The 24,159-nt window shown below is 22.4% G+C and carries 18 protein-coding genes and 1 pseudogene; 9 read left to right on the top strand and 10 right to left on the bottom strand.

All coding sequences use genetic code 11. The annotated features are described in order from the left end of the window. Positions 1-225 precede the first annotated feature (225 nt). Positions 226-1,275 (bottom strand): 23S rRNA (adenine(2503)-C(2))-methyltransferase RlmN, encoded by a 1,050-nt coding sequence (gene rlmN, locus AB4W63_RS01150; RefSeq protein ID WP_367681188.1) that lies wholly within the window; start codon positions 1,273-1,275, stop codon positions 226-228. Positions 1,276-1,502: 227 nt separating this feature from the next. Here rlmN and AB4W63_RS01145 point away from each other — a divergent pair, with 227 nt between their 5' ends. Next, entirely contained in the window at positions 1,503-2,282 is a 780-nt protein-coding gene (locus tag AB4W63_RS01145) for an inositol monophosphatase family protein (protein WP_367681187.1), read from the top strand. An 894-nt stretch (positions 2,283-3,176) separates the two neighbouring features. Here the strand turns inward: AB4W63_RS01145 and AB4W63_RS01140 are convergent. Beyond that, a complete protein-coding gene (locus AB4W63_RS01140; protein ID WP_367681186.1) occupies positions 3,177-3,938 on the bottom strand; it encodes a pseudouridine synthase in 762 nt (253 codons plus the stop codon). 72 nt (positions 3,939-4,010) lie between these two features. Further along, complete coding sequence (locus AB4W63_RS01135; protein ID WP_367681185.1) at positions 4,011-4,928, bottom strand: DMT family transporter; 918 nt, start codon at positions 4,926-4,928, stop codon at positions 4,011-4,013. 348 nt (positions 4,929-5,276) lie between these two features. Between AB4W63_RS01135 and trpD the strand changes: the two genes are divergently transcribed. The 6 genes from trpD (at position 5,277) to yciA (ending at position 11,246) form a co-directional block, all read left to right on the top strand. Further along, the gene (trpD, locus tag AB4W63_RS01130; protein WP_367681184.1) at positions 5,277-6,281 is read left to right on the top strand and encodes an anthranilate phosphoribosyltransferase; all 1,005 of its coding nucleotides are present in this window, start codon (positions 5,277-5,279) and stop codon (positions 6,279-6,281) included. An 8-nt stretch (positions 6,282-6,289) separates the two neighbouring features. Continuing rightward, positions 6,290-7,657, top strand: coding sequence for a bifunctional indole-3-glycerol-phosphate synthase TrpC/phosphoribosylanthranilate isomerase TrpF (gene trpCF, locus AB4W63_RS01125; RefSeq protein WP_367681183.1), 1,368 nt, complete (start codon positions 6,290-6,292; stop codon positions 7,655-7,657). A 37-nt stretch (positions 7,658-7,694) separates the two neighbouring features. Next, positions 7,695-8,900: a tryptophan synthase subunit beta gene (trpB, locus tag AB4W63_RS01120; protein ID WP_367681182.1), complete on the top strand. Its 1,206-nt coding sequence runs from the start codon at positions 7,695-7,697 to the stop codon at positions 8,898-8,900. Then, on the top strand, positions 8,887-9,708 hold the full coding sequence (gene trpA / locus AB4W63_RS01115; protein ID WP_367681181.1) for a tryptophan synthase subunit alpha: 822 nt from the start codon (positions 8,887-8,889) through the stop codon (positions 9,706-9,708). The genes trpB and trpA overlap by 14 nt, the downstream gene beginning before the upstream one ends. Before the next feature lie 166 nt (positions 9,709-9,874). Continuing rightward, a complete protein-coding gene (locus AB4W63_RS01110) occupies positions 9,875-10,648 on the top strand; it encodes a YciC family protein (RefSeq protein WP_367681180.1) in 774 nt (257 codons plus the stop codon). A 187-nt stretch (positions 10,649-10,835) separates the two neighbouring features. Next, positions 10,836-11,246 carry an acyl-CoA thioester hydrolase YciA gene (yciA, locus tag AB4W63_RS01105; RefSeq protein WP_367681179.1) on the top strand — a complete coding sequence of 137 codons (411 nt, stop codon included), beginning with the start codon at positions 10,836-10,838 and terminating at the stop codon, positions 11,244-11,246. A 798-nt stretch (positions 11,247-12,044) separates the two neighbouring features. Here the strand turns inward: yciA and lipA are convergent. The 7 genes and pseudogenes from lipA to mnmA form a co-directional block, all read right to left on the bottom strand. Then, entirely contained in the window at positions 12,045-12,953 is a 909-nt protein-coding gene (gene lipA / locus AB4W63_RS01100; RefSeq protein ID WP_367681178.1) for a lipoyl synthase, read from the bottom strand. A 109-nt stretch (positions 12,954-13,062) separates the two neighbouring features. Further along, positions 13,063-13,686 (bottom strand): lipoyl(octanoyl) transferase LipB, encoded by a 624-nt coding sequence (gene lipB, locus AB4W63_RS01095; protein WP_367681177.1) that lies wholly within the window; start codon positions 13,684-13,686, stop codon positions 13,063-13,065. A gap of 94 nt (positions 13,687-13,780) precedes the next feature. Further along, positions 13,781-14,425, bottom strand: a complete 645-nt coding sequence (locus AB4W63_RS01090; RefSeq protein ID WP_367681176.1) for a YchE family NAAT transporter — start codon at positions 14,423-14,425, stop codon at positions 13,781-13,783. A 337-nt stretch (positions 14,426-14,762) separates the two neighbouring features. Continuing rightward, positions 14,763-16,712 carry an exoribonuclease II gene (locus tag AB4W63_RS01085; protein WP_367681175.1) on the bottom strand — a complete coding sequence of 650 codons (1,950 nt, stop codon included), beginning with the start codon at positions 16,710-16,712 and terminating at the stop codon, positions 14,763-14,765. A 241-nt stretch (positions 16,713-16,953) separates the two neighbouring features. Further along, positions 16,954-17,729: pseudogene (locus AB4W63_RS01080) on the bottom strand (enoyl-ACP reductase). A gap of 401 nt (positions 17,730-18,130) precedes the next feature. Then, positions 18,131-19,501 (bottom strand): adenylosuccinate lyase, encoded by a 1,371-nt coding sequence (purB, locus tag AB4W63_RS01075; protein WP_367681174.1) that lies wholly within the window; start codon positions 19,499-19,501, stop codon positions 18,131-18,133. Positions 19,502-19,761: 260 nt separating this feature from the next. Then, the gene (gene mnmA, locus AB4W63_RS01070; protein ID WP_367681173.1) at positions 19,762-20,877 is read right to left on the bottom strand and encodes a tRNA 2-thiouridine(34) synthase MnmA; all 1,116 of its coding nucleotides are present in this window, start codon (positions 20,875-20,877) and stop codon (positions 19,762-19,764) included. A 442-nt stretch (positions 20,878-21,319) separates the two neighbouring features. Between mnmA and lepA the strand changes: the two genes are divergently transcribed. Together lepA and lepB are read left to right on the top strand one after the other, a co-directional pair. Then, the gene (gene lepA, locus AB4W63_RS01065) at positions 21,320-23,107 is read left to right on the top strand and encodes a translation elongation factor 4 (protein ID WP_367681172.1); all 1,788 of its coding nucleotides are present in this window, start codon (positions 21,320-21,322) and stop codon (positions 23,105-23,107) included. Between the two features lie 22 nt (positions 23,108-23,129). Next, the gene (gene lepB / locus AB4W63_RS01060; protein WP_367681171.1) at positions 23,130-24,059 is read left to right on the top strand and encodes a signal peptidase I; all 930 of its coding nucleotides are present in this window, start codon (positions 23,130-23,132) and stop codon (positions 24,057-24,059) included. The last annotated feature ends 100 nt before the right edge of the window (positions 24,060-24,159 follow it).

Below are 24,159 nucleotides of genomic sequence, written 5' to 3'. Positions count from 1 at the left end.
AATTTTATATTTTATATATTTAAGTTGTAAATAAAAAATGTATATTATATTCTAATCTTATAATAATGTATTTATGTGAATAACTAATTATTTCAATTAATAATTCTATATAAAACAACCTATCATTAATTATATATATAACTTAGATATGTTTTTATATAATTAGAATGATAATTATTTTTCTAAAATAACTTCTAAATTAATAACATTTATGTATTATATAGCTTACATTTTTCCTACTAATTGACCACAAGCCGCTTTTATATCTTCTCCTCTATTTTTTCGAATAGTAGTAATGAATCCTTGTTTTTTTAATATTTTAGAAAAATTTATAATTGTATTGTAAGAACTACTCTTGTAATTAGTTCCAATAAAATGATTCCAAGGAATTAAATTAATTTTACTAGGTATATTTTTTAACAATACTGCTAATTCTTTTGCATTATTTAAAGAATCATTAATATTTTTTAACATTACGTATTCTATTGTAACACCCCCATGATTAGCTTTAGATGTTTTTAAATATTTTCTTACTTCAGATAAAATAGATTCAATACTATATTTTTTATTAATAGGCATTATTAAATTTCTTATTTTATCATTTGATGCGTGTAATGAAATAGCTAAATTTACATCTATTGTATTTCTTAATATCTTTAAACCCGAAACAATTCCAGAAGTAGAAACAGTAACTCTTCTTTTAGAAATATTAAAACAAGAACTATCTGTAATAATTTTTAACGCTGGAATTAAATTTTTTATATTTAATAACGGTTCACCCATTCCCATAAAAACAATGTTAGTAATAGATGTATTTTTTTTGCTACTTTTATTTTTTATTATTCTCGAAGCATTCCATATTTGACCAATTATTTCAGAAATAGATAGATTTCCATTAAATCCTTGATATCCAGTAGAACAAAATTTGCATTTTAATACACAACCTATTTGCGAAGAAACACATATAGTAGATCTTTTTTTTTCTGGAATATAAATAGTTTCAATTAACTTATTACCAATTTCAACACTCCATTTAATAGTTCCATCAAGAGATATTTGTTCTTTTAAAAATTTAGGACTATATATGCAGGCTATATCATTAAGTTTCTTTTTCAATGATAAATTTAAATTCGTCATTTTGTTAAAATCGTTACAATAATATTTATATATCCAGTTCATTATCTGATTCACACGAAATTGTTTTTCTCCTATGCTGAGAAAAAAACGGTACATTTGTTGTTTATCTAAATCTAGTAAATTAATTTTATTTATCATATATAGTTTAATTAACAAAAATAAATAGTTTGTTTATAAAAATTATTATATAAATATTATTCTAATTTTTTAAATATCAAGGTAAACTTGGCATTACGCAAATTTAAATTATAAAATTTAAAGTAAATATATTTAATATTATATAAAGTTTTATTTTTATCTGTATCTTACACAATAACTTTGTTATAAATAATTAAATTTTTATTTAAATACAAAAAGGACATTAAATGCACCCAATACTACATATAGCTATTCGAGCTATACGAAAAAGCGGAAATTTTCTTCTACAAAATTATGATAGAAAAAAATTAGAAAAAGAAAAAAAAGAGAATATTCTATATATCGTAAAAAAAATAATGTATATGTTAGAAAAAAACATTTTTTTTACTATACAAAAATCTTATCCAAATCATATTTTGTTAAGAAATAAAGTTATTTCTACAAAATTAAATATAAATAATGTTTATTGGATTGTTAACACATTAAACGGAATGGAAAATTTTGTTAACAATATCCCTCATTTTTGTATTGGTATATCAGTTATTATAAAAAATAAAATAGAAATTTCAGTTATTTATGATCCAATAAAAAATGACCTGTTTACTTCTGTAAAAGGCCAAGGATCACAATTAAACGGGTATCGTATGCGTTGTTCTAATATAAATGATAATAATTTAATCGTTTCTATGCACTACCCTACTAACATCAATAAAAAAATGTTAACTTATTATACTCGAATATTAGAAAAATTGATTTTAAAAAAAATTATTATTAGAAATTCCGGTTCTTTTCTATTAGATTTAGCATATGTTGCAGCTGGAAAAATTACATGTCTATTTAACTTCGATAAAAAAAATTACAACCTTTATATTGGAGAATTACAAATTAGAGAATCAGGAGGATTAATTAAATCAATAAATACTGATAATATATATAAAAACGAAAAACTATTTTTATTAGGAAACTTTAAATCTATTTCAATAATAGAAGAAATATTAGAATTTTAAAGATAATTATCATTACAAATCTGTAATTAAATATAATTAAAGAAAATCATTGTTATTATTTAATATTTTATTAAATATACATCTATTTAAACTACAACTATCACTTTTAATTATTGCATAATTAAATTAAAAAATTAAAAAATTAAAAAATTAAAAAATTAGTATAATTTGTTAATATAAAATAACATTGTTGTAAAAAAATGATTTTAATATTATTAAAAATAAATTCACATGAAACATCAATTTAAATTACATTAATGTAACTTATGTATAAAATAGTAAAATATAAAAAACTGCTATTAAATAAAATTGTTATTCTGTCTTAAAAAAATATTTGCTAAAAATTATATAAAAAGTTTAATTTTATTTAAATAAATATATATAGTTTAAAATACTGAGTCTCACATATACAAATATATATATATATATTCAAAATATAATTTAAAAAAATATAACTTTCAAGTTAAAACTATATATATGACACTTAAATAATAAATTACTAATTTATATGATTAAAATTTTAAAGTTATATATTTAAAAAAAAATAACTATATATATTTAATTAAAATTAAACAATTTATTCATAATAAAAAATTTAACTAATAGTTAATCTATTAAAAATAGATTTAATATTTTTATGGTTTACATAAAACACTTGACATGTTGAGTATAAGTTATATATATGTTTTTAATATGTCAATATAAGCATATATATATTATACACATTATTTTCTATATATAATAAATTTTACTTATATAAAAAATGCATACTTTTGTTAATTTATAAAAAATATTATTTAAATTCATTTTTAAACAAAATTTTATTTTTAAAATTAATCAAACAGATGTTTCATTTTTCACAAACGTTTATTAATTTCAAAAAAACAAGCAATGTTAATACTTCATATACCTATTAATTAATTTTGTATTAGTTTCTTGTGAACACACCAAATCATTTAAATTTAACTCAATCCATTTCTTTAAAGGTAATGTTTTAGGAAGAGTGAAATCGCCATACCTTATTCTAATCAATCTACTAACTTGTACATTTACAGCATTCCATAAACGTCTAACTTCACGATTTCTTCCTTCATACAGAGATACTTTAAACCACATATTTTTTTTTCTTTTTACACACTCTATACTACTAAACTTACAATATTTATTTTGAATCTTAACACCAGAACTTAATATACTTATTTTTTTCTCACTTATTTTCCCAAAAACTCGAACAAGATATTCTCTTTTAATCTGAAAACTAGGATGCATAAATCTATGAGCTATATCCCCATCAGTTGTAAATAATAATAGTCCACTACTATTTAAATCTAATCGACCAATACTTATCCAACGATTATTTTTTAATATAGGAAGTCTATTAAATACACTATTATTAACGTAGAAATCATCTCTAGAACAAATTTCTCCTTCTGGTTTATTATATAAAATTAATCTAGCATTTATAACGGATAGTTTATCCACTCTAATTTCTTTTCCATTAATATTTAACTGTTTTATACTTTTATAATCATATCTATCGCCTATTGTTACCACTTTTCCATTCACTAAAATAGACTTATTTCGTATATAACTTTCTATTTTTCTCCTTGAACCATATCCTAAATGCGCAATCAACTTTTGTATTTTTTTTTTCATTATAAATAGTATATAACAGGAAATAAATTAAATTAAATAATTTGATCAAAATTAATTAGAAAGTTAAATCTTTTATTTATCGTTATAAATAAAATTTATTCTTCTATTTCTTATAATATTTCTAGGAATAAAAACTAATACTATTCCTAGCATCAATGTTATTATAGAATATAATTCCTGTGTTGCAAATAAAACATTATACATGTAATATTCTATAATTAAAGCTATAATAGGAAAAATAACAAAGATTATAGAAGAAAAAAAAGAACTTACTTGTTTTTGAAGATAAAAATACGATAAAACCCCAAAAAATCCAGAAAAATTAGAAAGATACCATAGAGCTAATATCGAACTATAAGAAAAATTATAAATAATCGGTTTTTCATAAAATAAAGATATTGAGGTTAACAAAATTCCAGTTAATAACGAAGGAATTGTGTTAAAAGTTAAAACAGATAAATTATTATAATTCTTTTTACACTGAACGTACACTATAGAATGACTAATTAATGAAAGAATAATAGCAATAATACCATAAATAGAATCTTTTTTACCATATAAAATTTCATAAAACAATACCGCAAAAAAAGATAATATTGATATAAATAAACCAATAATCTGTACATCTTTAACTGTTTCTTTCAAAAAAATCATTGACATAACCAGCACCATCACTGGCATAATAGAAAATATTAAAGCTGCTAATCCCGCATTTACATAAATACCTCCATATAGCATTAAAGAAAATGGAATTGAAAAATAAAATAAAGTAATTACTAATTGAAACCATCTTTGTTCTTTTGGAAACAAAAAAGGGGCTTTATTAAATACTGATAATCCAATTAATAAAGGTGAAACAAGTAAAAATCGCATACCTGTAGCAAAAATAGGAGGTATAGTTGAAACTATTATTTTCATAGCTATCCAAGTTGTGCCTAACGTAAAAGATACTGTTATAAACAATAATACTATCATTACTCTTTTTAACATGCTTATACTCCTCATCTATAAAAATTCAAATAAAAAAACAATTTTTTATTTTTTATTAATAAAAAAAAATTATTAAAAACCAACGTTTTTTTACTTTTAAATTTAAATAAAATGTTAATTTTTAATAATTATTAAATATAGATTTACATAAAAATTTACCAATACCTTTAAAAAAATATTTTTTATTCATTAAAACAATATTTATATATAAAAACAAAATTGTTTTTACTTTAAATAAGTTGTACTACAATTAGACTGTAATAAAAATAACATTTAATTATATAAATAAATATTACTTCCTAAATAACTTTAATAATCAACAATTAACATTAATTCACATTAAAAACAATGGATAAAAAAATACAAAAAGAACTAAATTTCCAATATATTAATCAAAACGAAATTTGTCATTTATTTAACAATATAGCATTAGATAAATTTGACTCTAAACAATTGTCTTATATATTAAGCTCCATGAATCTAAAAAAAAATAACTTATATGAGTTAATTATAGGATCTACTAAAGAAATATTAAAACACTCTAAACCATCTTTTAAACCAAAATATTTGTTCGCTGATATTGTTGGAACTGGAGGAGATAATGCTAACACTATTAATATTTCTACAACTAGTGCATTTGTAGCATCTTCTTGCGGATTTAAAATCGCTAAACACTGTAATAAAAACATAACTGGACTAAGTGGATCTGCTAATTTACTCGATTCTTTAAAAATTAATTTATATTCTACTCCTGAAAATTCATTACAATTACTAAATAAATTTAATCTATGCTTCTTGTATTTTCCTCATTATTACAATTGTTTTAACCGTATATATAAAATAAGAAAAAAATTAAAAACAAAAACTATATTCAATATCATAGGTCCTCTTTTAAATCCAACTCAACCTCCTTTAATTGTAGTAGGAGTATATAACGAGAACATCATTGAACCTATGATTAACGCTATAAAATTTTTTAAATATAAACATGCTATAGTTATACATAGTTCTGGAACTGATGAAGTTACTCTTCATGATACTACCTATGTAGCTGAACTAAAAAATGATAATATTTCGTTCTATGAACTGAATCCAAAAGATTTTGGAATCAATAAACATTCAGAAAACTTTGCTATAGGAGGAAGTACAAAAAAAAACACTAATATCATTAAAGATATTATAAAAGGAAAAAGTAATTTAGCTATAGAACAAATCATAGCAGTAAACGTTGCTATAGTTTTAAAAGTTTTCGGATGGTCCGATCTAAAAAAAAACACATCTTTAGCCTTACATGCTATTCAAAGTGGGAAAGTATATAATCATATGATTTCTATGTCTAAACAACATAAATAGAGAAAATAATGCAAAAAAATTTACTAAGAACGATTATTCATAATAAAAAAAAATGGATAGCACAAAGACAATCGTATCAACCATTAACTCAATTTAAAAATTTTATTACACCATCTAACAGAAATTTTGAACAATCATTAAAAAAAAATCATCCTTTTTTTATTCTAGAATGTAAAAAATCCTCTCCAACATGTAAAATATTAAACTCTAATTTCAATTTACATTCTATTTTAAATGAATATAAAATATATGCCACAGCTATATCTATTCTTACCGATGAACAATATTTTCAAGGAAAATTTGAATATTTATTACAAGCTAGTCAACTAGTACATCAACCTATCCTATGTAAAGATTTTTTTATAGATCCCTATCAAATTTTTCTTGCACGATATTATAAAGCAGATGCTATATTGCTTATGCTTTCTGTATTGAATAATAATCAATATACTATATTATCTACAATTGCTAAAAATTTAAATATGGGAATTATTACTGAAATAAATAATATTGAAGAATTAGATAGAGCTAATTATTTAAAAGCAAATATTATAGGAATAAACAATAGAAATCTGAAAAATTTATCTGTTGATATTAAAAAAACAATTACTATCGCTCCTTTAATATCAAAGAAAAAAATAATTATCAGCGAATCTGGAATTTCTACCTATAAAGAAGTTCGTAGTCTTAGTAATATTGTTAATGGTTTTCTTATTGGATCTTCTCTAATGAAATCCGCTAATTTAAACCAAAAAATAAAAAGTATAATATTTGGGAAAAATAAAATATGTGGTTTAACCAATAAAAAAGATGCTATTTCAACTTATAAAGTTGGTGCAATATATGGAGGACTTATTTTTGAACAATCGTCGATTCGGCATGTGTCTAAAAAATTAGCTTATAATATCATGCAAAGTGCTAATTTAAAATATGTTGCAGTATTTCAGAATGAACCTATTTTTAATATACTTTCTTTAATTAAAGATCTACCAATTTCCGCAATACAACTACACGGAAACGAAACGCAAGATTATATTGATACTTTATATAAAAAATTACCATCCAATATTAAAATATGGAAAGCTATATCAGTTTCTAATACAATCACCTTTCAAATGTGTTTTAAACATGTTACATGTTACGTATTGGATAACGGAACAGGAGGAACAGGAAAACCATTCAATTGGTCTCATTTAAAAAATATTAACTTAAACAATGTTATTATTGCTGGAGGATTAAATGAAAAAAACTGTTTTTCTGCTTCTAAATTAGGTTGTTCTGGATTAGATTTTAATTCTGGAATTGAAAAAAAAGCAGGTGTTAAAGATGAAAAAAAATTGATTTCTATATTTAAAAAATTACGCTATTATCAATAATATAATTACATCTATATAATAAATAAAGGATTTATTTATGACACTGTTAAATTCTTATTTTGGAGAATTTGGAGGTATGTACGTTCCTCAAATTCTTGTACCAGCTTTATTGGAATTAGAAAAAACATTCGTGGATTCTTTAAACGATCCAATTTTTCAAAATAAACTGCATAATTTACTACATAATTACGCAGGAAGACCTACCCCTTTAACTCTGTGTAAAAATCTTACTTATGGAACAAATACAAAAATTTACATGAAACGAGAAGACTTACTACACGGTGGAGCGCATAAAACAAACCAAGTTTTAGGTCAAGGGTTACTAACTCTAAAAATGAAAAAAAAAGAAGTCATTGCTGAAACAGGAGCGGGTCAACACGGAGTAGCTACAGCTATTATATGTTCTCTATTGAACTTAAAATGCCGTATTTACATGGGTACAAAAGACATAAAAAAACAAAACTCAAATGTATTAAGAATGAAAATGATGGGTGCTACTGTTATACCAGTAAATCATGGATCAAAATCTTTAAAAGATGCTTGCAACGAAGCTCTAAGAGATTGGTCGGAAAACTATAAAAAAGCTCATTATATGCTAGGAACAGCAGCAGGACCTCATCCTTACCCAACAATAGTTAAAAATTTTCAAAAAATTATTGGAAAAGAAACTAAAAATCAAATAATCGAAAAAGAACAAAAATACCCTGATTATATTATTGCCTGTATAGGAGGTGGTTCTAATGCTATAGGGATATTCTCCGAATTTATAAATGAAAAATCTATATCTTTAATTGGAGTTGAACCAGCTGGACTTGGTACTAATACCAATAAACATGGAGCAGCATTAACATGTGGAAAAAAAGGCATTTATTTTGGAATGAAGTCATTTTTATTACAAAATCCAGAAGGACAAATAAATAATTCATGGTCTATATCCTCTGGATTAGACTTTCCATCTGTTGGTCCAGAACATGCTTGGCTAAAAATTAATAAAAAGGTGAAATACGTTTCAATAACAGATAAAGAAGCTATAAATGCATTTTTACTATTGTCCAAAAAAGAAGGAATAATACCCGCTTTAGAGTCTTCTCATGCTATAGCTTATGCGTTAAAAATTATGAAAAGAAAACCTAGAAAAAAACAAACTATTATAGTTAATTTATCAGGTAGAGGCGATAAAGATATTATGACTGTCAACAACATTATACAAAGAAAGGAAAAAAATATTCATGGATCGTTATAAATACTTATTCAAAAAATTGCATTATTCTAAAAATAGATGTTTAATACCATTTTTAACGATTGGAGATCCTTCTTTAAAACTATCATATAAAATTATCTATTTTATTTTAAAAAAAAAATTAGCTCATGCCTTAGAGTTAGGAATACCATTTTCTGATCCACTAGCAGATGGTCAAACAATTCAAAAAGCAAATCTACGTGCTTTAAAATCTAATATTACACTAAAAAAATGTTTTTTTTTAATAAAAAAAATACGTAACGTTTTTAAAAAAATTCCTATAGGACTATTAATTTACGCAAATATGGTTTTTCAAAAAGGAATATACAATTTTTTTTATGAGTGCTATATAAATGGAATTGATTCTGTTATTATTCCAGATGTACCAATAGAAGAAAGTCAATATTTTAAAAAAACAGCAGAGCTATATGGAATTCATTTTATAATAATGTGTCCTCCTGATGCAAATGAAAATCTATTAAAAAAAATATCTATGTTAGCTACAGGATTTGTTTATCTTTTATCTAGAACAGGAGTTACTGGAAATAATAAAACTATAAATGCTTCGTCTATATCGAAAACAATTAAAACACTTAAAAAATATACTGCTATACCCTTAATTCAAGGATTTGGTATTTCTAAAGTAGAACAAATAGAATTCGCATTAAAAAACAAAGTTTCTGGAATAGTTTGTGGATCAGCTATTATTTCAATGATTGAACATTTGTATCAAAAACAACCTCATCTTATTTTTAAAAAAATGCACACACTACTATCTTCTTTCAAAAAAACTACTTTATATAAAAAATAAAAAATTATACTGTATATATTTATATATAAAACATTTATTTTTATTAAAATAAGGTGTGTAGTAAAATAATTACTTATACATCTTTTCTAAAAAATATACTAATTTAATATTATATTTTCTATAAAATATAGATAAAGCACATGTCTATTATTATAAGGAATGATTTATGTCTGTACAAAAAACACAATTGTTTAAAGATTCATTTTACTTTTTTAGAACAAACTTTCAAATTTTTTTAATTGTATCTGTATTAACTTCTTCAGTTATTATAGAACTTCATGATTATATAATATTAAAATTAATATCTGATACATACCATGACTCATATTTTGTAGAAAACAATAGTAACTTTACTGAAATTATTGACACCTTTTTTTTTAAAAAAAAGCTTCAATTCATCATAATTTTTATGCTTAAAATAGCACTACGTTCTCTATATAATGCAATTTTAATTGGAACTATTTTGTCTACAATTTATCTTGTATGTAAAGAAAAATGTTGTTCTTTTTTTTCTGTTGCTGAAAAATCTATTTCTATTTTACTACCTTTATTTATACTACAAGTATTAAATAATATGCTAACAGAATTAGGAACAATACTATGCGTACTTCCTGGAATAATTCTCCAACTATTATTATTACTATCTCCTGTTATATTATTACATAGTAAAAAAAATATTTTATATTCTATAAAAAATAGTATTATTATATCTAAAGATCATATTTTTTTTATATTTTTTACTAACTTTTTATTTTCTTCTACAAAAAAATGCATTTCTTTATTAGTATCTACACTACTATCTGATTTTAATAATTCAAATAATATTTATCTGTTAATAACTCATTCTGCAAATAATTTTGCATACATTGTATTATATATAATATTATATCGATTTTATTCATTAGAAACATCAGAAACAAAATCAAAAAAAAATAATTAAATCACCATTTATATAAAAAAATAAATACACGGTTTTAAACTATCAAAAAATAAATATACTTTTTTCTATTATTAATAGTTTTTTATTTTAATACATTTACTTTTATAATAAAATTCTATTAATTTTATAATTTTCCCTAAACACCTGTTCATTTTAAACCCTTTATAATACGAAAAACATATATTTTATGAAAAAAAAAAAATACAAAATTTTTAACACCACACTAGTTTTAAAAACTTTATCAATGCCCTACCATACAAACGCAAATGGAAAAATTTTTGGTGGATGGATAGTCAGTAAAATAGATATTGGAGGAGCTATTTTAGCTAAAGAAATAACAGGAGGTAATGTTGTAACAGTTCAAATTAGTAAAGTTATATTTTTAAAACCAATTGAAGTAGGTGATTTAATTCATTGTTACGCCCAACCAATAAAAATTGGAAACAGCTCTATTACTATTAAAGTAACAATATGGATTAAAAAAATATGCAATCCTCCTATTGGAAAATATTACTTATCAACTAAAGCTACAGTCGTTTATGTGGCAATAAACAATCAAGGAAAACCTAGAACTATTCCTTTATTAAGTATTTTATAATATTAAATATATAAAAAATTATAAACTACTTTTATTAAAAAAAATGAATTATTTCGATAATACAAATTTTACTCGTTTATTTTTTTATTAAATTAAATTTATATTTTCAATTTAGGTATAAAATATATATGATTAATTTAATTAATCTGTATAACAATAATTAGTTTTAAACTTATTTTTTATTACTATCATTAAAATTTGTTTTTTTAATTAAAAGATTTTAAATTTAATTTCATAAAATGAAGAAAATTTTCTTCAACTTTAGTTGAAAAAATCAGATTAAAAAAAACATTTGCTATTCATTATTTATTAAAATTAAAGTTAAATAAAAATATAAATAAAAAATACTTTACTAGTTTAGTATTTTTTTTAAAAAAAAATATTTTCTATATTTATGAATATAACTGTTATATATTCATTTATTTTTGTAAAATAATTTACAAAACATTCATACTCATAATATTCACTAAATATTTTAAATTGTTAATTAAAATTAACTCTATAGATGTCATCTATATATTTAATTTCATATTTAAAACATTTATTTTTAGTAAAAAAATGAATAAACATATATCTATTTATAATATGTATATATATATATTTATTATGTAAAAATTTAAAAATATTTTTTAAAAAAAACTATATTTATATTTACTATTTATATCAAATATAACTATTAAAAATTAGTTTTCTTATATAAAAAACTATAAATATATTTATTTATACTAAAACCTTAAATTAATATATTACTTGATATATACATTTTTTTACCACATATATATTTTTTTATCGTAACACTTACTTTTTTTGTTGCTCGTAAGCATGATAAGATGAACGTACTAATGGACCACAGAAAGCGTTTTTAAATCCAATCGATAAAGCAAATTTTTTAAAAAAATTAAATTCAAACTGAGTAATATAACTTTTTACTTTTAAATGAAGAGATGATGGTTGTAAATATTGTCCTAAAGTTAACATAGTAACTCCATTACTTCTTAAATCATATAAAACATCTAAAACTTCTTTTTTTTTTTCTCCTAATCCTAACATAAGACCAGATTTTGTTTCTATATTAGAATATTTTTTTTTAAATTTTTTTAATAATTTTAGAGACGAAATATAATCAGCTCCTGGACGAATTTTTTTATATAATCTAGGAACGCTTTCTATATTGTGATTAAAAACGTCTGGTAAAGAAATACCTAGATAATCTACTACTTTATTTTGACAATTTTTAAAATCAGGAACTAAAATTTCAATTTTAACATTTTTTCTTTTTCTTATCTCTTGTATGCACTTTATAAAATGCTCAACTCCACCATATTTTAAATCATCTCTAGTTACTGAAGTAATTACTACATATTCTAAATTCATTTGTACTACTACATCAGCTAATTTTTCCGGCTCTAAAATATCAGGAATAGTTGGTCTCCCTTTCTTTACAGCACAAAATGGGCATTTTCTAGTACATACCGAACCTAAAATCATAAAAGTAGCAGTGTTATTATTGAAACACTCATGAATATTTGGACATAAAGCTTCCTCACATACTGAATGTAATTTATTATTTCTTAATTTTTTTTTAACAATATCTATTTTTTTATAATTCAAAGGAAGCGTTATTTTTAACCAATTAGGTTTTTTAAACACATTTTTAATATTTTTTGTTTTTTTTATAATAGGTATATAATTTTCTTTTTTTTGCATAAATTTATAATTTTGTGTGTAATGTAAATAAGAGATTATTAAATCATTAGTATTTATTCTAAACAAATATATTAAACATAACATTTAACTTTAAGATATAACAAATATTTTATATCTTTTTAAAAAAATACAACATTTCTTCTACTAAAACATTTTTAACCATATTGAAAGTAATGTTTGGATTTATGTCAAACACTTGCGTCATAACAATATTTTTTATTCCACATGGAATGATCAAGCTAAACGGATGCAAATTCATTTGTATATTTAAAGCTATTCCATGTAATAAACATCCTTTTATTATCCTAAAACCAAAAGAACATATCTTTTTTTCTTTTACATATATTCCAGGATACTTTTTATTAAAATAAGCGTCAATTTTAAATTTTTTTAAAGTATTCAACACTATATCTTTTACTACAGTAATGAAAATACGAAAACTAAATTTATGTCTCTTTAAATCTACAAGAAAATAAATGATTTGCTGACCTGGCCCATGATATGTTATTTTTCCACCACGATTGCTATAAAAAATAGGTATTTTATTAATTTTTAATAAATAATTTTTTTTATATCCAGTTGGACCAGTAGTAAAAACAGGATAATGTTCTGTAAACCATATTTGATCCTGAGTAAAAACATTTCTATTTTTTGTGTATTCATACATTCTGCAAAATGTATCTTTCCAAAACGTTAATCCTATATCTTTATATGTAACATATTTATTAAGCAAAAAGAATATTCCTATTTAATAACATGCAATATTGACTTTTATTTGTAAAATAAATAACTTAACTTAAATTTAAATTAATTTACCGTTAATATTATTATATTATTTTAGTAAAAGCAAACATTACACTTTTTATGCATAATTCAATTCCTAAAGATAATAATAATAACCCCATTATACGAGTTACAATATTAATACCTGAACTACCAATACTATTTACTATATAAGGTGCAAATTTAAATAAAGTCCAACAAAAACAACAAAAAATAAAAATTAAAGCCACACAAATAACTAAATTATCTAATTCATTATTTTTAGAAGACCACATAATAGTAGAACTAATAGCTCCAGGACCTGCTATTAATGGAATAGCTAAAGGTACTACTGCAATATCATTGTTATCTATTTTTATCCGTTTATTTTTTTTTTCTTGTGTAGTTTCAATGAACTGTCCATTTACCATAGATATAGCTATCATAATTAATAAAACTCCACCAGCAATTCTAAAGGAATTAACTGAAATACCAAAAAAATTCAGAAACCAATTACCAAATAATAAAGAAAAAGATAAAATAAAAAATACTGAAATATTAGTAATAAAATTTGTCTTATCTCTTTTTTCTTTAGAATAATTATAAGTCATGCTCATAAAAACTGGAATCATACCTATTGGATTAACTAAAGCTAACAAGTTTGCAAAAAATTTTATATAAATAGAAGTATCAAACGTAAAAAAACTCATATATCATCCTTATAAAAACTGATATCTTTAATAAATAAAAACTACGTTAACGTTCTAAAAACTTTTATATAAAAATATAATTTTTAAATACAATAAATACCAATTTAAAAAAAATTTAAAATTTTTATCTGCTATATTAAAAATAATTGAATTAGACAGCACATAAATCATATATATATATATATATTATATTTACATTTATTTAAAAAATAATATGAAACTTTTCTATACGTATTTTTCACAAAGTTTATTTTTAATTAAATATTATTGAATAATGTATATATATTATTATGTAATTTCATCCGTTAATTTAGCATTAAAAACAATTTAAATTCCATTATCTTTTTTCTAAAACAGGTTTCACTAAAATACTTCTTGTTGATTTATTGAATTCAGATACTTTAACTTTTAAAAAATTAGACACTCTGTGTATTTCTTTTCCTCTATAATACATAATACCTTCTTCTTTATTGCATATAACATCATATTTAGAAATATTTAAAAAACTGATAGGTAAAAAAACTGGAGCTCCATTATCTAGTAATTTACCTCTTATTCCACTTCTTGTAAGATTAACAATCTCCATGTTATAAATAGTATTCATATCATTATTACTATAAAAAAATAAAAAATATAACCATTCTATTACATCTCTTTCAGCAGTTTTATATCGTCTTTTTCTATTACTCATTAAAGAAATCACTTTGTCTGACGGTTTTTTTACTATTTTTTTTAAAAAAATAGATTTTAATAATCTATGGTTAATCATATCTCCATATTTTCTTATTGGAGAAGTCCAAGTAGCATATTTTTTTAATCCTAAAGCAAAATGAGGTAATGGAACATTTTTTACTTCACTAAAAGTGTGGAACCTACAAATACGATTCTCAATATAATCATTAGAACAACTATCTAACATTCTTTTTATTTTACAAAAACCATCAAAAGAATTAATTTCTTGTTCACTATAATAAATATTATTTTTTTTTAAAATACATAATATTTGTTCTGTGTATTTCTTATCAAAACCTTTATGGGTATTAAATATTCCATAACCTATTTTTTTTGCTAGAATAGTTGCCGCACATATATTAGCCATAATCATTACTTCTTCAACGATTCGATGTGCTATTGTTCTCTTTTCTAATACAATTTTTTGAATTTTTTTTTCTTCCGAAAAATGAAATCTAAACTCTAATCTATCTTTAAACATTAAAGCATTTTTCTTTCTCCATTGAATTCTAGTACAACACAATTCTTTTAACCACAACAATTGATTTCTAATCAAATTACTTTGAGGAACCCAACTTCCTTCTTTTTCTAACCAATTAGATACAGATTCATATTCTAACTTTGCTTTAGACATTATCCATCCTAAAAAAAACACAATGCTTTTTTTTAATATATTTCCGTGACTATCGACTTCCATTTCACACACTAAAACAGGTTTTTTTACATTAGGATGCAATGAACATATATCTTCAGCTAATTTTCTAGGAAGCATGGGTATATTAAAACCAGGTAAATAATTAGTAAAACTTCTTTTAAAAGCTATTTTATCTAATTTACTATCTTCAGAAATATATGAAGTAGGATCTGCTATTGCCACCATAACAAGAAAATTATTTTTTTTTGTTTTTTTTATATAAATTGCATCATCAATATCTTTTGTAGATGAATTGTCTATAGTAACAAATTCTAAAGATGTTAAATCTTTTCTTGTTAAATCATAATTAAATTCAATATCGGAATTATTCATTGATGGTGCATTTATTTCTAGATTATGACGTTTTAACGTAACAATCCAAGGTAAAAAAGCATTATTTTTTTTAGAAACGAAATCAATTATCTCTGCTTGAAAACAAGGTTCTCCTCGCAATTTATGTTGTACTAATTCTGCTATAACCCAATCTCCATCTTCAAAAGAAAATACAATGTCTTTACTAAAAGAACAGATAATAGGTATTTTTAAGTATGGATAATCTGGAATAATAAAAAATTTATTATGTTTTTTTTGAAAACTACCAATAAATTTTTTTAAAAAAGGTTCTACTAATTTTTCTGGCTCAACTATTTCTCTATTTTTTTCTAATTTTACTTTAGCTATAATACGATCTCCATTCATTACTCTTTTCATTTGATATGGAGGAATAAAATAACTAATAGAAGAATCTACTTCTAAAAAACCAAATCCTTTTTCTGTACTTTTTATAATTCCTTCAACTCTAGTCGCTCTATTATGTAATTTTTGCTTTAATTGAACTAATAACGGATTATTATAAAACATATGTAAAACCTAATTTTTTAAAATTTGTTAAAAATATACAATACATTATTTACTATAAAATATGTAAATATAGTATATATATACTATTTTTTTAATTTAAATATTATTATTAATATATAAAAAATTATTAATTTAATTTTAATTATAGTTATTGATTCTTTTTAAGAAAAAATACACTTTTCATCTATACAATACATTTTTTTATATCCTCAAAAAAATTATCTAATAAATATGATTATTTTTATTTACAGTTAAAAAACTCACTAAATCCATTTTCAGTATAAATGATTTGGCCTGTAACTGAAGAAGATAGTTTAGAACACAAAAAAACAACTATATTGCCTATATCATGCGAAGTAACAACATTATTTTTGATAGAAGAAGATACGTAATCTTTATATATTTTTCTAAAACCAGTTATTCCTGAAGAAGATAAAGTTACAATAGGTGGTACTGAAATAGCATTTACTCGAATAAAACTTTTTTTCATATAATATGCCATATACTTTACATTAGCTTCAAGAGAAGCTTTTGCAACACCCATAACATTATAATTAGGTATAACCTGATTAGATCCTATATAAGTTAAAGTTACCAAAGAAGAATGTGCATTTAACATATTTCTAAACACTTTTGCTAAAGCTACAAAGCTATAAGAACTTATATTATGAGCAATATAAAAACCTTTTCTAGTTACAGATTCTATATAATCTCCAGATAATTCAGATTTTTTAGCTTTAGCAATGCAATGTATTATTCCATCAAAAGAATTCCAATATAAAAACAATTTTTTTTTTAATCTATTAATACTAACATCATCTCCAACATTACAGTGTAATAATATATTCGAATCAATAGTTGCAATTAATTTTTTTATTTTTTTTTTATTAAACTATTATGGTAAGTAAATGCTACTGTAGCATTATATGATTTCATTACTTTAGCTATTCCAAATGCTATAGATCTTTTATTACTAATTCCAGTAATTAAAAATTTTCTTCCAGATAGCAATTTCATTTGTATCATTCTCAATTAGCATCCCTCGTCTAGCGAATAGATAAAATTTATATATTCTATAGACAAAAAATAATAATAATAATCTTAAAAAAATTAACTAGTCTTTAATTGAAAAACACAGTATCGTTCAAACACTATTTTCTATATATATATAAAAAGTACTAAGAAAAACTAATTTATCTAAATTATTTTCAATTAAATCTAATTTTCAATTTTAAAAATATTTTCTATACAGTTATTTTATGAATTGCAAAAACGTTATATACATATATAACATTTTTAATAAACTTTTTTATATTTGTATTAAAAATAAAAATATAATTTATATATATTGTTAATTTTACACATATATATATTTCAAATACCAATATATTATATATAAAAAACAAAACATATAAATATTATATATTTTTTACAAGAATTGAAGATTTTCCTATGTAGTCTTTAGGAGTTAAATTTAACAATTTAACTTTTACATCATGAGGTAAATTTAGATTTTTAATAAAATTATGAATTATGTCTCTATTAATTTTTTTTCCTCTTGTTATAGTTTTCAATTTTTCATAAGAATTTTTTATTCTATAAGTTTTCATTATAGTGTGTATAGGTTCAGCTAAAATAAACCAGCTATTATTTAAATCTTTATCTATATTTTTTTTGTTAATAGTTATTCTATTTAATCCTAATAAAAAAGAAGAATAAGCAAGAACCGAATAACCAACTGCAACACCTATATTACGTAATACTGTTGAATCACTTAAATCTCTTTGAAATCTAGAAATCGGTAATTTTTCAGACATATGTATCATTAATGAATTAGCTAAACCTATATTTCCTTCAGAATTCTCAAAGTTTATCGGATTGATTTTATGAGGCATAATAGATGATCCAACTTCTCGGTCTATTAACTTCTGTTTGAAATAACCAAAAGAGATATACATCCATAAATCTCGATTTAAATCTAATAAAATGTTATTAAATCTTACAACACAATGAAATAATTCTGCTATATAATCATGCGGTTCATTTTGAGCAGTATAGGCATTCCACTCTAATCCAAAACTGGTTACAAACTTTTCGCTAATTTTAATCCAATTAACCCCTGGATGAGCAAAATAATGAGCATTATAATTACCAGTAGTTCCATTAAACTTTGCTAAAACATTAATTTTTTTTAATTGACATATTTGTTTTTTCATTCTCATATAAAATATGAAAAATTCTTTTCCTAAAGTAGAGGGGGTAGCAGGTTGTCCATGCGTTCTACATAAAATAGATACATCTTTATATTTAAAAGATAAATTTTTAATAAATTCAGCAATTTTTTCCCAAAAAATAAGAAAAATATTTTTTTTTACTTTATTTAGCATCAGCCCATAAGAAATATTATTAATATCTTCCGAAGTGCATCCAAAATGAACATATTCAATTATATGAAAAAAATGCTGATTTTTTAATAATTTATTTCGCAAAAAATATTCTACTGCTTTTACATCATGGTTAATAACATTTTCTATTTTTTTTATCTCATAAGCATCTTCTTCATTAAAATTTTCAATAATATTATTTAAAAAATTGAATACTTCTTTTTTTGAATAATCAATATTAAATATTTTTTTAATTTTTAATAAATTTTTAATCCAACTTACTTCTACAAACAGTTTATTCTTTATAAAAGCATATTCGCTAAAAATACTTCTCACTTCGTTTAATTTATCTTTATATTTTCCATCTAAAGGGGAAATAGAATACAAGGATGAATGACATACCATAACACCTCTTCTCCTATTGTTACAATTTTATAATTATATTATATCTAAAAAAATCTATTTCTATTTGTTATAAATACAAATGAAATTTGTTTTATCTGTTAAATTACTTAAAGGATTTTAAATAAAATTAATTTTTAGTTTAACATATTAAACAATATTTAACAGAATAAAATATTAGAGTTATATATATACATATAAATTATATGTACAATTTCTAAAAAAATTTATTCTTTTTTAAAATTCTATATTACATACAAATTCTACTGCTTATGTAAAATAAATCCTTTTTCAATCACTCCTCCCCCTAAACATATATGTTTATCATAAAAAACTGCAGATTGACCAGGACAAACTGCTAGAACAGGTGTATCGAATATAACTACTACTGAATCACTAGATATTACTTGAACTTTAGAATATACAACTGACTGGCGATATCTAGTTTTTACCATACAATTGAATATTTTATTTAATGGGTTTTCATTTATCCACACTACGTTAGTTACTATGATACCTTTATAAGTTAAAGATATATTATTGTTTCCTTGAACAACAAATAATTCGTTTTTTTTTATATCTTTTTTAAAAACATACCATGCTTTACCATTACCTTTAGAAATACCACCTATTTTTAATCCTTTTCTTTGTCCTATAGTATAATTGTGTAGTCCTCTATGAATTCCAACTACTTGACCTTTTTCATCTACAATATTACCTGGATTACTCTTTATAAATCTACTTAAAAAATTAGTAAAATTCTTAGGTCCAATAAAACAAATTCCCATTGAATCTTTTTTTTTAGCGACAACCTGAACATATTTTTTAGCTATTATTCTAACTTGTCTCTTTCTTAAGTTTCCAACAGGAAACAAACATTTAGATAATTGGAATTGATTTAAATGATATAAAAAATAACTTTGATCTTTATTATCATCTATTCCACGTAACAAAAAAAATTTTTTATGTCTCTCTACTCTTCGAACATAATGTCCTGTTGCCATATAATCAGCTTTTAAGTTAAATAATACAAAATTCAATAATTCTTTAAATTTTATTTCTTTATTACATAACACATCAGGATTAGGAGTTATTCCTATTTTTAGTAAATTAACAAACTTTTCAAAAACATTATTCCAATATTCTTCTGCAAAATTTATTTTATGTAATAATATTCCTATACTATCGCACACTGCTTGAGCATCTTTTAAATCTTTCGATGATGCACAATAACCATTATTATGGTCATCATCTTCCTCCCAATTTTTCATAAATATTCCTTCTACGTTATATCCTTTCTTATTTAATAACCAAGTGGTTACAGATGAATCAACTCCACCTGACATAGCAACTACTATTTTTATATTTTTTTTTCTCATAATTTAATCTTATTTAAATAAACATAATCAATATTATATTGTTTATAATCAACTTTTAACATAACAAATTTATTACGATAAAAATTTTTACATACACAATATTAAGTTATTTAAAAAAAATATAAATGTGTTTATACTACATAAACTTTTAAATTGCATTTATTATTATTTATCTTATAAAAAATTAAATTATATGTCTTACATATGAATATACCTAACATATATATATTACATATGTTTGTTTATTCATAATTAACTATGTGTTTAAAAAATTTTAACTGCACAAAATATAACTCCAACGTAATAAAATTACACTTTTTAAAATTTAAAACAACTTTTTTATATTAAAATATTAATACTAAAAATTTTTATATAAAAAATGTTAAAATTTGCTATATAATACATTTATAAATTTTTTTTAAACGGCATTTGATCTATAAAAATGAAAAATATAAGAAACTTTTCTATCATAGCTCATATCGATCATGGAAAATCTACTCTTTCTGATAGATTTATTCAAAAATGTGGAGGACTGTCTGAAAGAGAAATGTCTTCTCAAGTTTTAGATACTATGGATTTAGAAAAAGAAAGAGGTATTACGATAAAAGCTCAAAGCGTTTCAATCTTTTATACAGATAAAAATAAAAAAAAATTTAATTTAAATTTCATTGATACACCAGGGCACGTTGATTTTTCTTACGAAGTATCTAGATCTTTATCCGCTTCTGAAGGAGCATTACTAATAGTAGATTCTTCTCAAGGAGTTGAAGCTCAAACAATTGCAAATTGTTCCACTGCTATAGACATGGGTTTAATAGTCATCCCAGTTTTAAATAAAATTGATCTTCCTACTTCGGATACTATAAGGGTAGAAAAAGAAATAGAAAATATAATTGGAATATCTTGTAAAAATTCTATAAAATGTTCAGGTAAAACAGGAGTAGGAATTGATTCACTATTAGAATCAATAATTAATTATATACCATGTCCAAAAGGCGATGTTACCGCTCCTCTTCAAGCTTTAGTAATTGACTCTTGGTTTGATAATTACCTTGGAATCGTTTCATTAATACGAATTAAAAATGGATCACTTAAAAAAGGTTCAAAAATTAGAATTATGAGTTCCGGTAAAACATATTTTGTAGATGAATTAGGAATTTTTACTCCAAAAAAAATCATAAAAAATATGTTAATATGTGGGGAAATAGGATGGATCATATGTGGAATAAAAAAAATACACTCTATATTAGTAGGGGATACTATTACTTTAGATCATCATCCAGCTGTTTTACCATTATCTGGATTTAAAAAAATAAAACCACAAATATATGCTGGTGTGTATCCAACACAATCTGATCAATTTCTCTATTTTAAAGAAGCATTACAAAAATTATCACTTAATGATGCCTCTCTTTTTTATGAAACTGATAACAGTTCTGCTTTAGGATTTGGATTTAGATGTGGATTCTTAGGATTACTACATATGGAAATAATTCAATCCCGTTTAGAACGAGAATATGGATTAAATCTAATTTCAACAGCTCCAACTGTAATTTATGAAATATTATTAAATAATAATAAAATTATATATTTAGATAATCCATCTAAATTCCCCAATAAAACAATGATTAAAGAACTACGAGAACCTATAGCAGAATGTAATATTCTATTGCCAAAAAAATATTTAGGAAATATCTTATCTCTATGTTCAGAAAAAAGAGGAAAACAAAAAAATATGGTTTTTCATAATCGTCAAATTTCTCTAACATATGAAATTCCTTTATCTGAAATTGTTTTTAATTTTTTTGATCAACTAAAATCTGTTTCCAGTGGTTATGCTTCTTTAGAGTATAGTTTTATTAAATTTAAAAAATCTAATTTAGATAGATTAGATATTTTAATTAATTCAGAAAAAATAGATGCTTTATCTTTAATAATTCATAAAAATAACTCTTTTAATAAAGCACAAAAAATTGTAAAAAAAATGAAAGATTTCATTCCTAGACAACAATTTAACATTACTATTCAAGCTGCTATTGGTAATAACATAATAGCTAGATCTACGATAAAACAACTCAGGAAAAATGTACTCGCTAAATGTTATGGTGGAGATATTACAAGAAAGAAAAAATTATTAGAAAAACAAAAACGTGGAAAGAAAAGAATGAAAAATATAGGTAATGTAGACATTCCTCAAGAAGCATTTTTTTCAATATTAAAAATTAACTAAATTATTTTATAAAAGGACAAAAATGATAAATATACCTAATTTATTGTTATTTATAGTTTTTTTTACTGGAATAGCACTTTTCATTGATAAATTTATTCTACATAAAGATTCAGAAAAAGAAGTCGACCAAAATAAAACTAAATTTTCTATTTTTTTAAAAAAAAATATTAGGTTTTTTTCTTCTTTTTTTTATGTTTTTTTATTAGTATTTATAGTAAGATCCTTTTTATTTGAACCTTTTTATATACCATCAACATCTATGAATCCTACTCTGCTAGAAGGAGATTTTATTTTAGTTAAAAAATATTATTACGGAATTAAAAATCCAATAAATAATGATACCATAATCCCTATTAATGTTCCGCGCAGAGGTGATATTGTTGTATTTCAATACCCACAAAATCATCGTATACACTTTGTAAAAAGAATAATAGGAGTTCCAGGAGACTATATTAAATATAATATTAAAAAAAAGCAATTAATCATTTATTCTAAAGATAATAATAATATATATTTAAACATACCAGTCCATTATGATAACGTAAAAAACTCTCAATCTGGAAAATTAAACCTATATTCTAACAAAAATAACACATTTTTAAATGATTCTAACAATTATCAAAAATTATTAGACGATGTTTTTACTATGGAAGAAAATAAAGAAACAATAAATAATCATTCACATAACATTTTAGTCAATAGATTATTAGAAGATGATGTAAAACTATACTATAAACAAAATAAATTAGTAGCAGGAGAATGGATTGTTCCTAAATCACACTATTTTGTTATGGGAGATTATCGAGATAATAGTCTAGATAGCAGATATTGGGGTTTTATATCAGAAAAAGAACTTGTTGGACAAGCAAATATAATATGGATGAGCATAGAAAAAACAAAAAACATATGGCCTATACACTTTAGATTTAATAGAATCGGATTAATTCATTAAACAATTATTTACTATATATATTTGTAAAAAAATATTTAAATTTATAAATTCTAAAACTAATAATAAATAAGTCATCCTAAATTATAAATTAATATATTGA

Origin of the sequence: Buchnera aphidicola (Anoecia corni) (assembly GCF_964056675.1) — a bacterium.
Taxonomy (GTDB): domain Bacteria; phylum Pseudomonadota; class Gammaproteobacteria; order Enterobacterales; family Enterobacteriaceae; genus Buchnera_E; species Buchnera_E aphidicola_B.
The sequence above is the reverse complement of the archived record's forward strand: the minus strand, read 5'-3'. Positions and strand labels throughout refer to the sequence as shown.

Coding starts and splice junctions, on each gene's coding strand:
- rlmN (WP_367681188.1), bottom strand. CDS start 1,275: ATGATAAATAAAATTAATTTACTAGATTTAGATAAACAACAAATGTAC.
- AB4W63_RS01145 (WP_367681187.1), top strand. CDS start 1,503: ATGCACCCAATACTACATATAGCTATTCGAGCTATACGAAAAAGCGGA.
- AB4W63_RS01140 (WP_367681186.1), bottom strand. CDS start 3,938: ATGAAAAAAAAAATACAAAAGTTGATTGCGCATTTAGGATATGGTTCA.
- AB4W63_RS01135 (WP_367681185.1), bottom strand. CDS start 4,928: ATGTTAAAAAGAGTAATGATAGTATTATTGTTTATAACAGTATCTTTT.
- trpD (WP_367681184.1), top strand. CDS start 5,277: ATGGATAAAAAAATACAAAAAGAACTAAATTTCCAATATATTAATCAA.
- trpCF (WP_367681183.1), top strand. CDS start 6,290: ATGCAAAAAAATTTACTAAGAACGATTATTCATAATAAAAAAAAATGG.
- trpB (WP_367681182.1), top strand. CDS start 7,695: ATGACACTGTTAAATTCTTATTTTGGAGAATTTGGAGGTATGTACGTT.
- trpA (WP_367681181.1), top strand. CDS start 8,887: ATGGATCGTTATAAATACTTATTCAAAAAATTGCATTATTCTAAAAAT.
- AB4W63_RS01110 (WP_367681180.1), top strand. CDS start 9,875: ATGTCTGTACAAAAAACACAATTGTTTAAAGATTCATTTTACTTTTTT.
- yciA (WP_367681179.1), top strand. CDS start 10,836: ATGAAAAAAAAAAAATACAAAATTTTTAACACCACACTAGTTTTAAAA.
- lipA (WP_367681178.1), bottom strand. CDS start 12,953: ATGCAAAAAAAAGAAAATTATATACCTATTATAAAAAAAACAAAAAAT.
- AB4W63_RS01090 (WP_367681176.1), bottom strand. CDS start 14,425: ATGAGTTTTTTTACGTTTGATACTTCTATTTATATAAAATTTTTTGCA.
- AB4W63_RS01085 (WP_367681175.1), bottom strand. CDS start 16,712: ATGTTTTATAATAATCCGTTATTAGTTCAATTAAAGCAAAAATTACAT.
- purB (WP_367681174.1), bottom strand. CDS start 19,501: ATGGTATGTCATTCATCCTTGTATTCTATTTCCCCTTTAGATGGAAAA.
- mnmA (WP_367681173.1), bottom strand. CDS start 20,877: ATGAGAAAAAAAAATATAAAAATAGTAGTTGCTATGTCAGGTGGAGTT.
- lepA (WP_367681172.1), top strand. CDS start 21,320: ATGAAAAATATAAGAAACTTTTCTATCATAGCTCATATCGATCATGGA.
- lepB (WP_367681171.1), top strand. CDS start 23,130: ATGATAAATATACCTAATTTATTGTTATTTATAGTTTTTTTTACTGGA.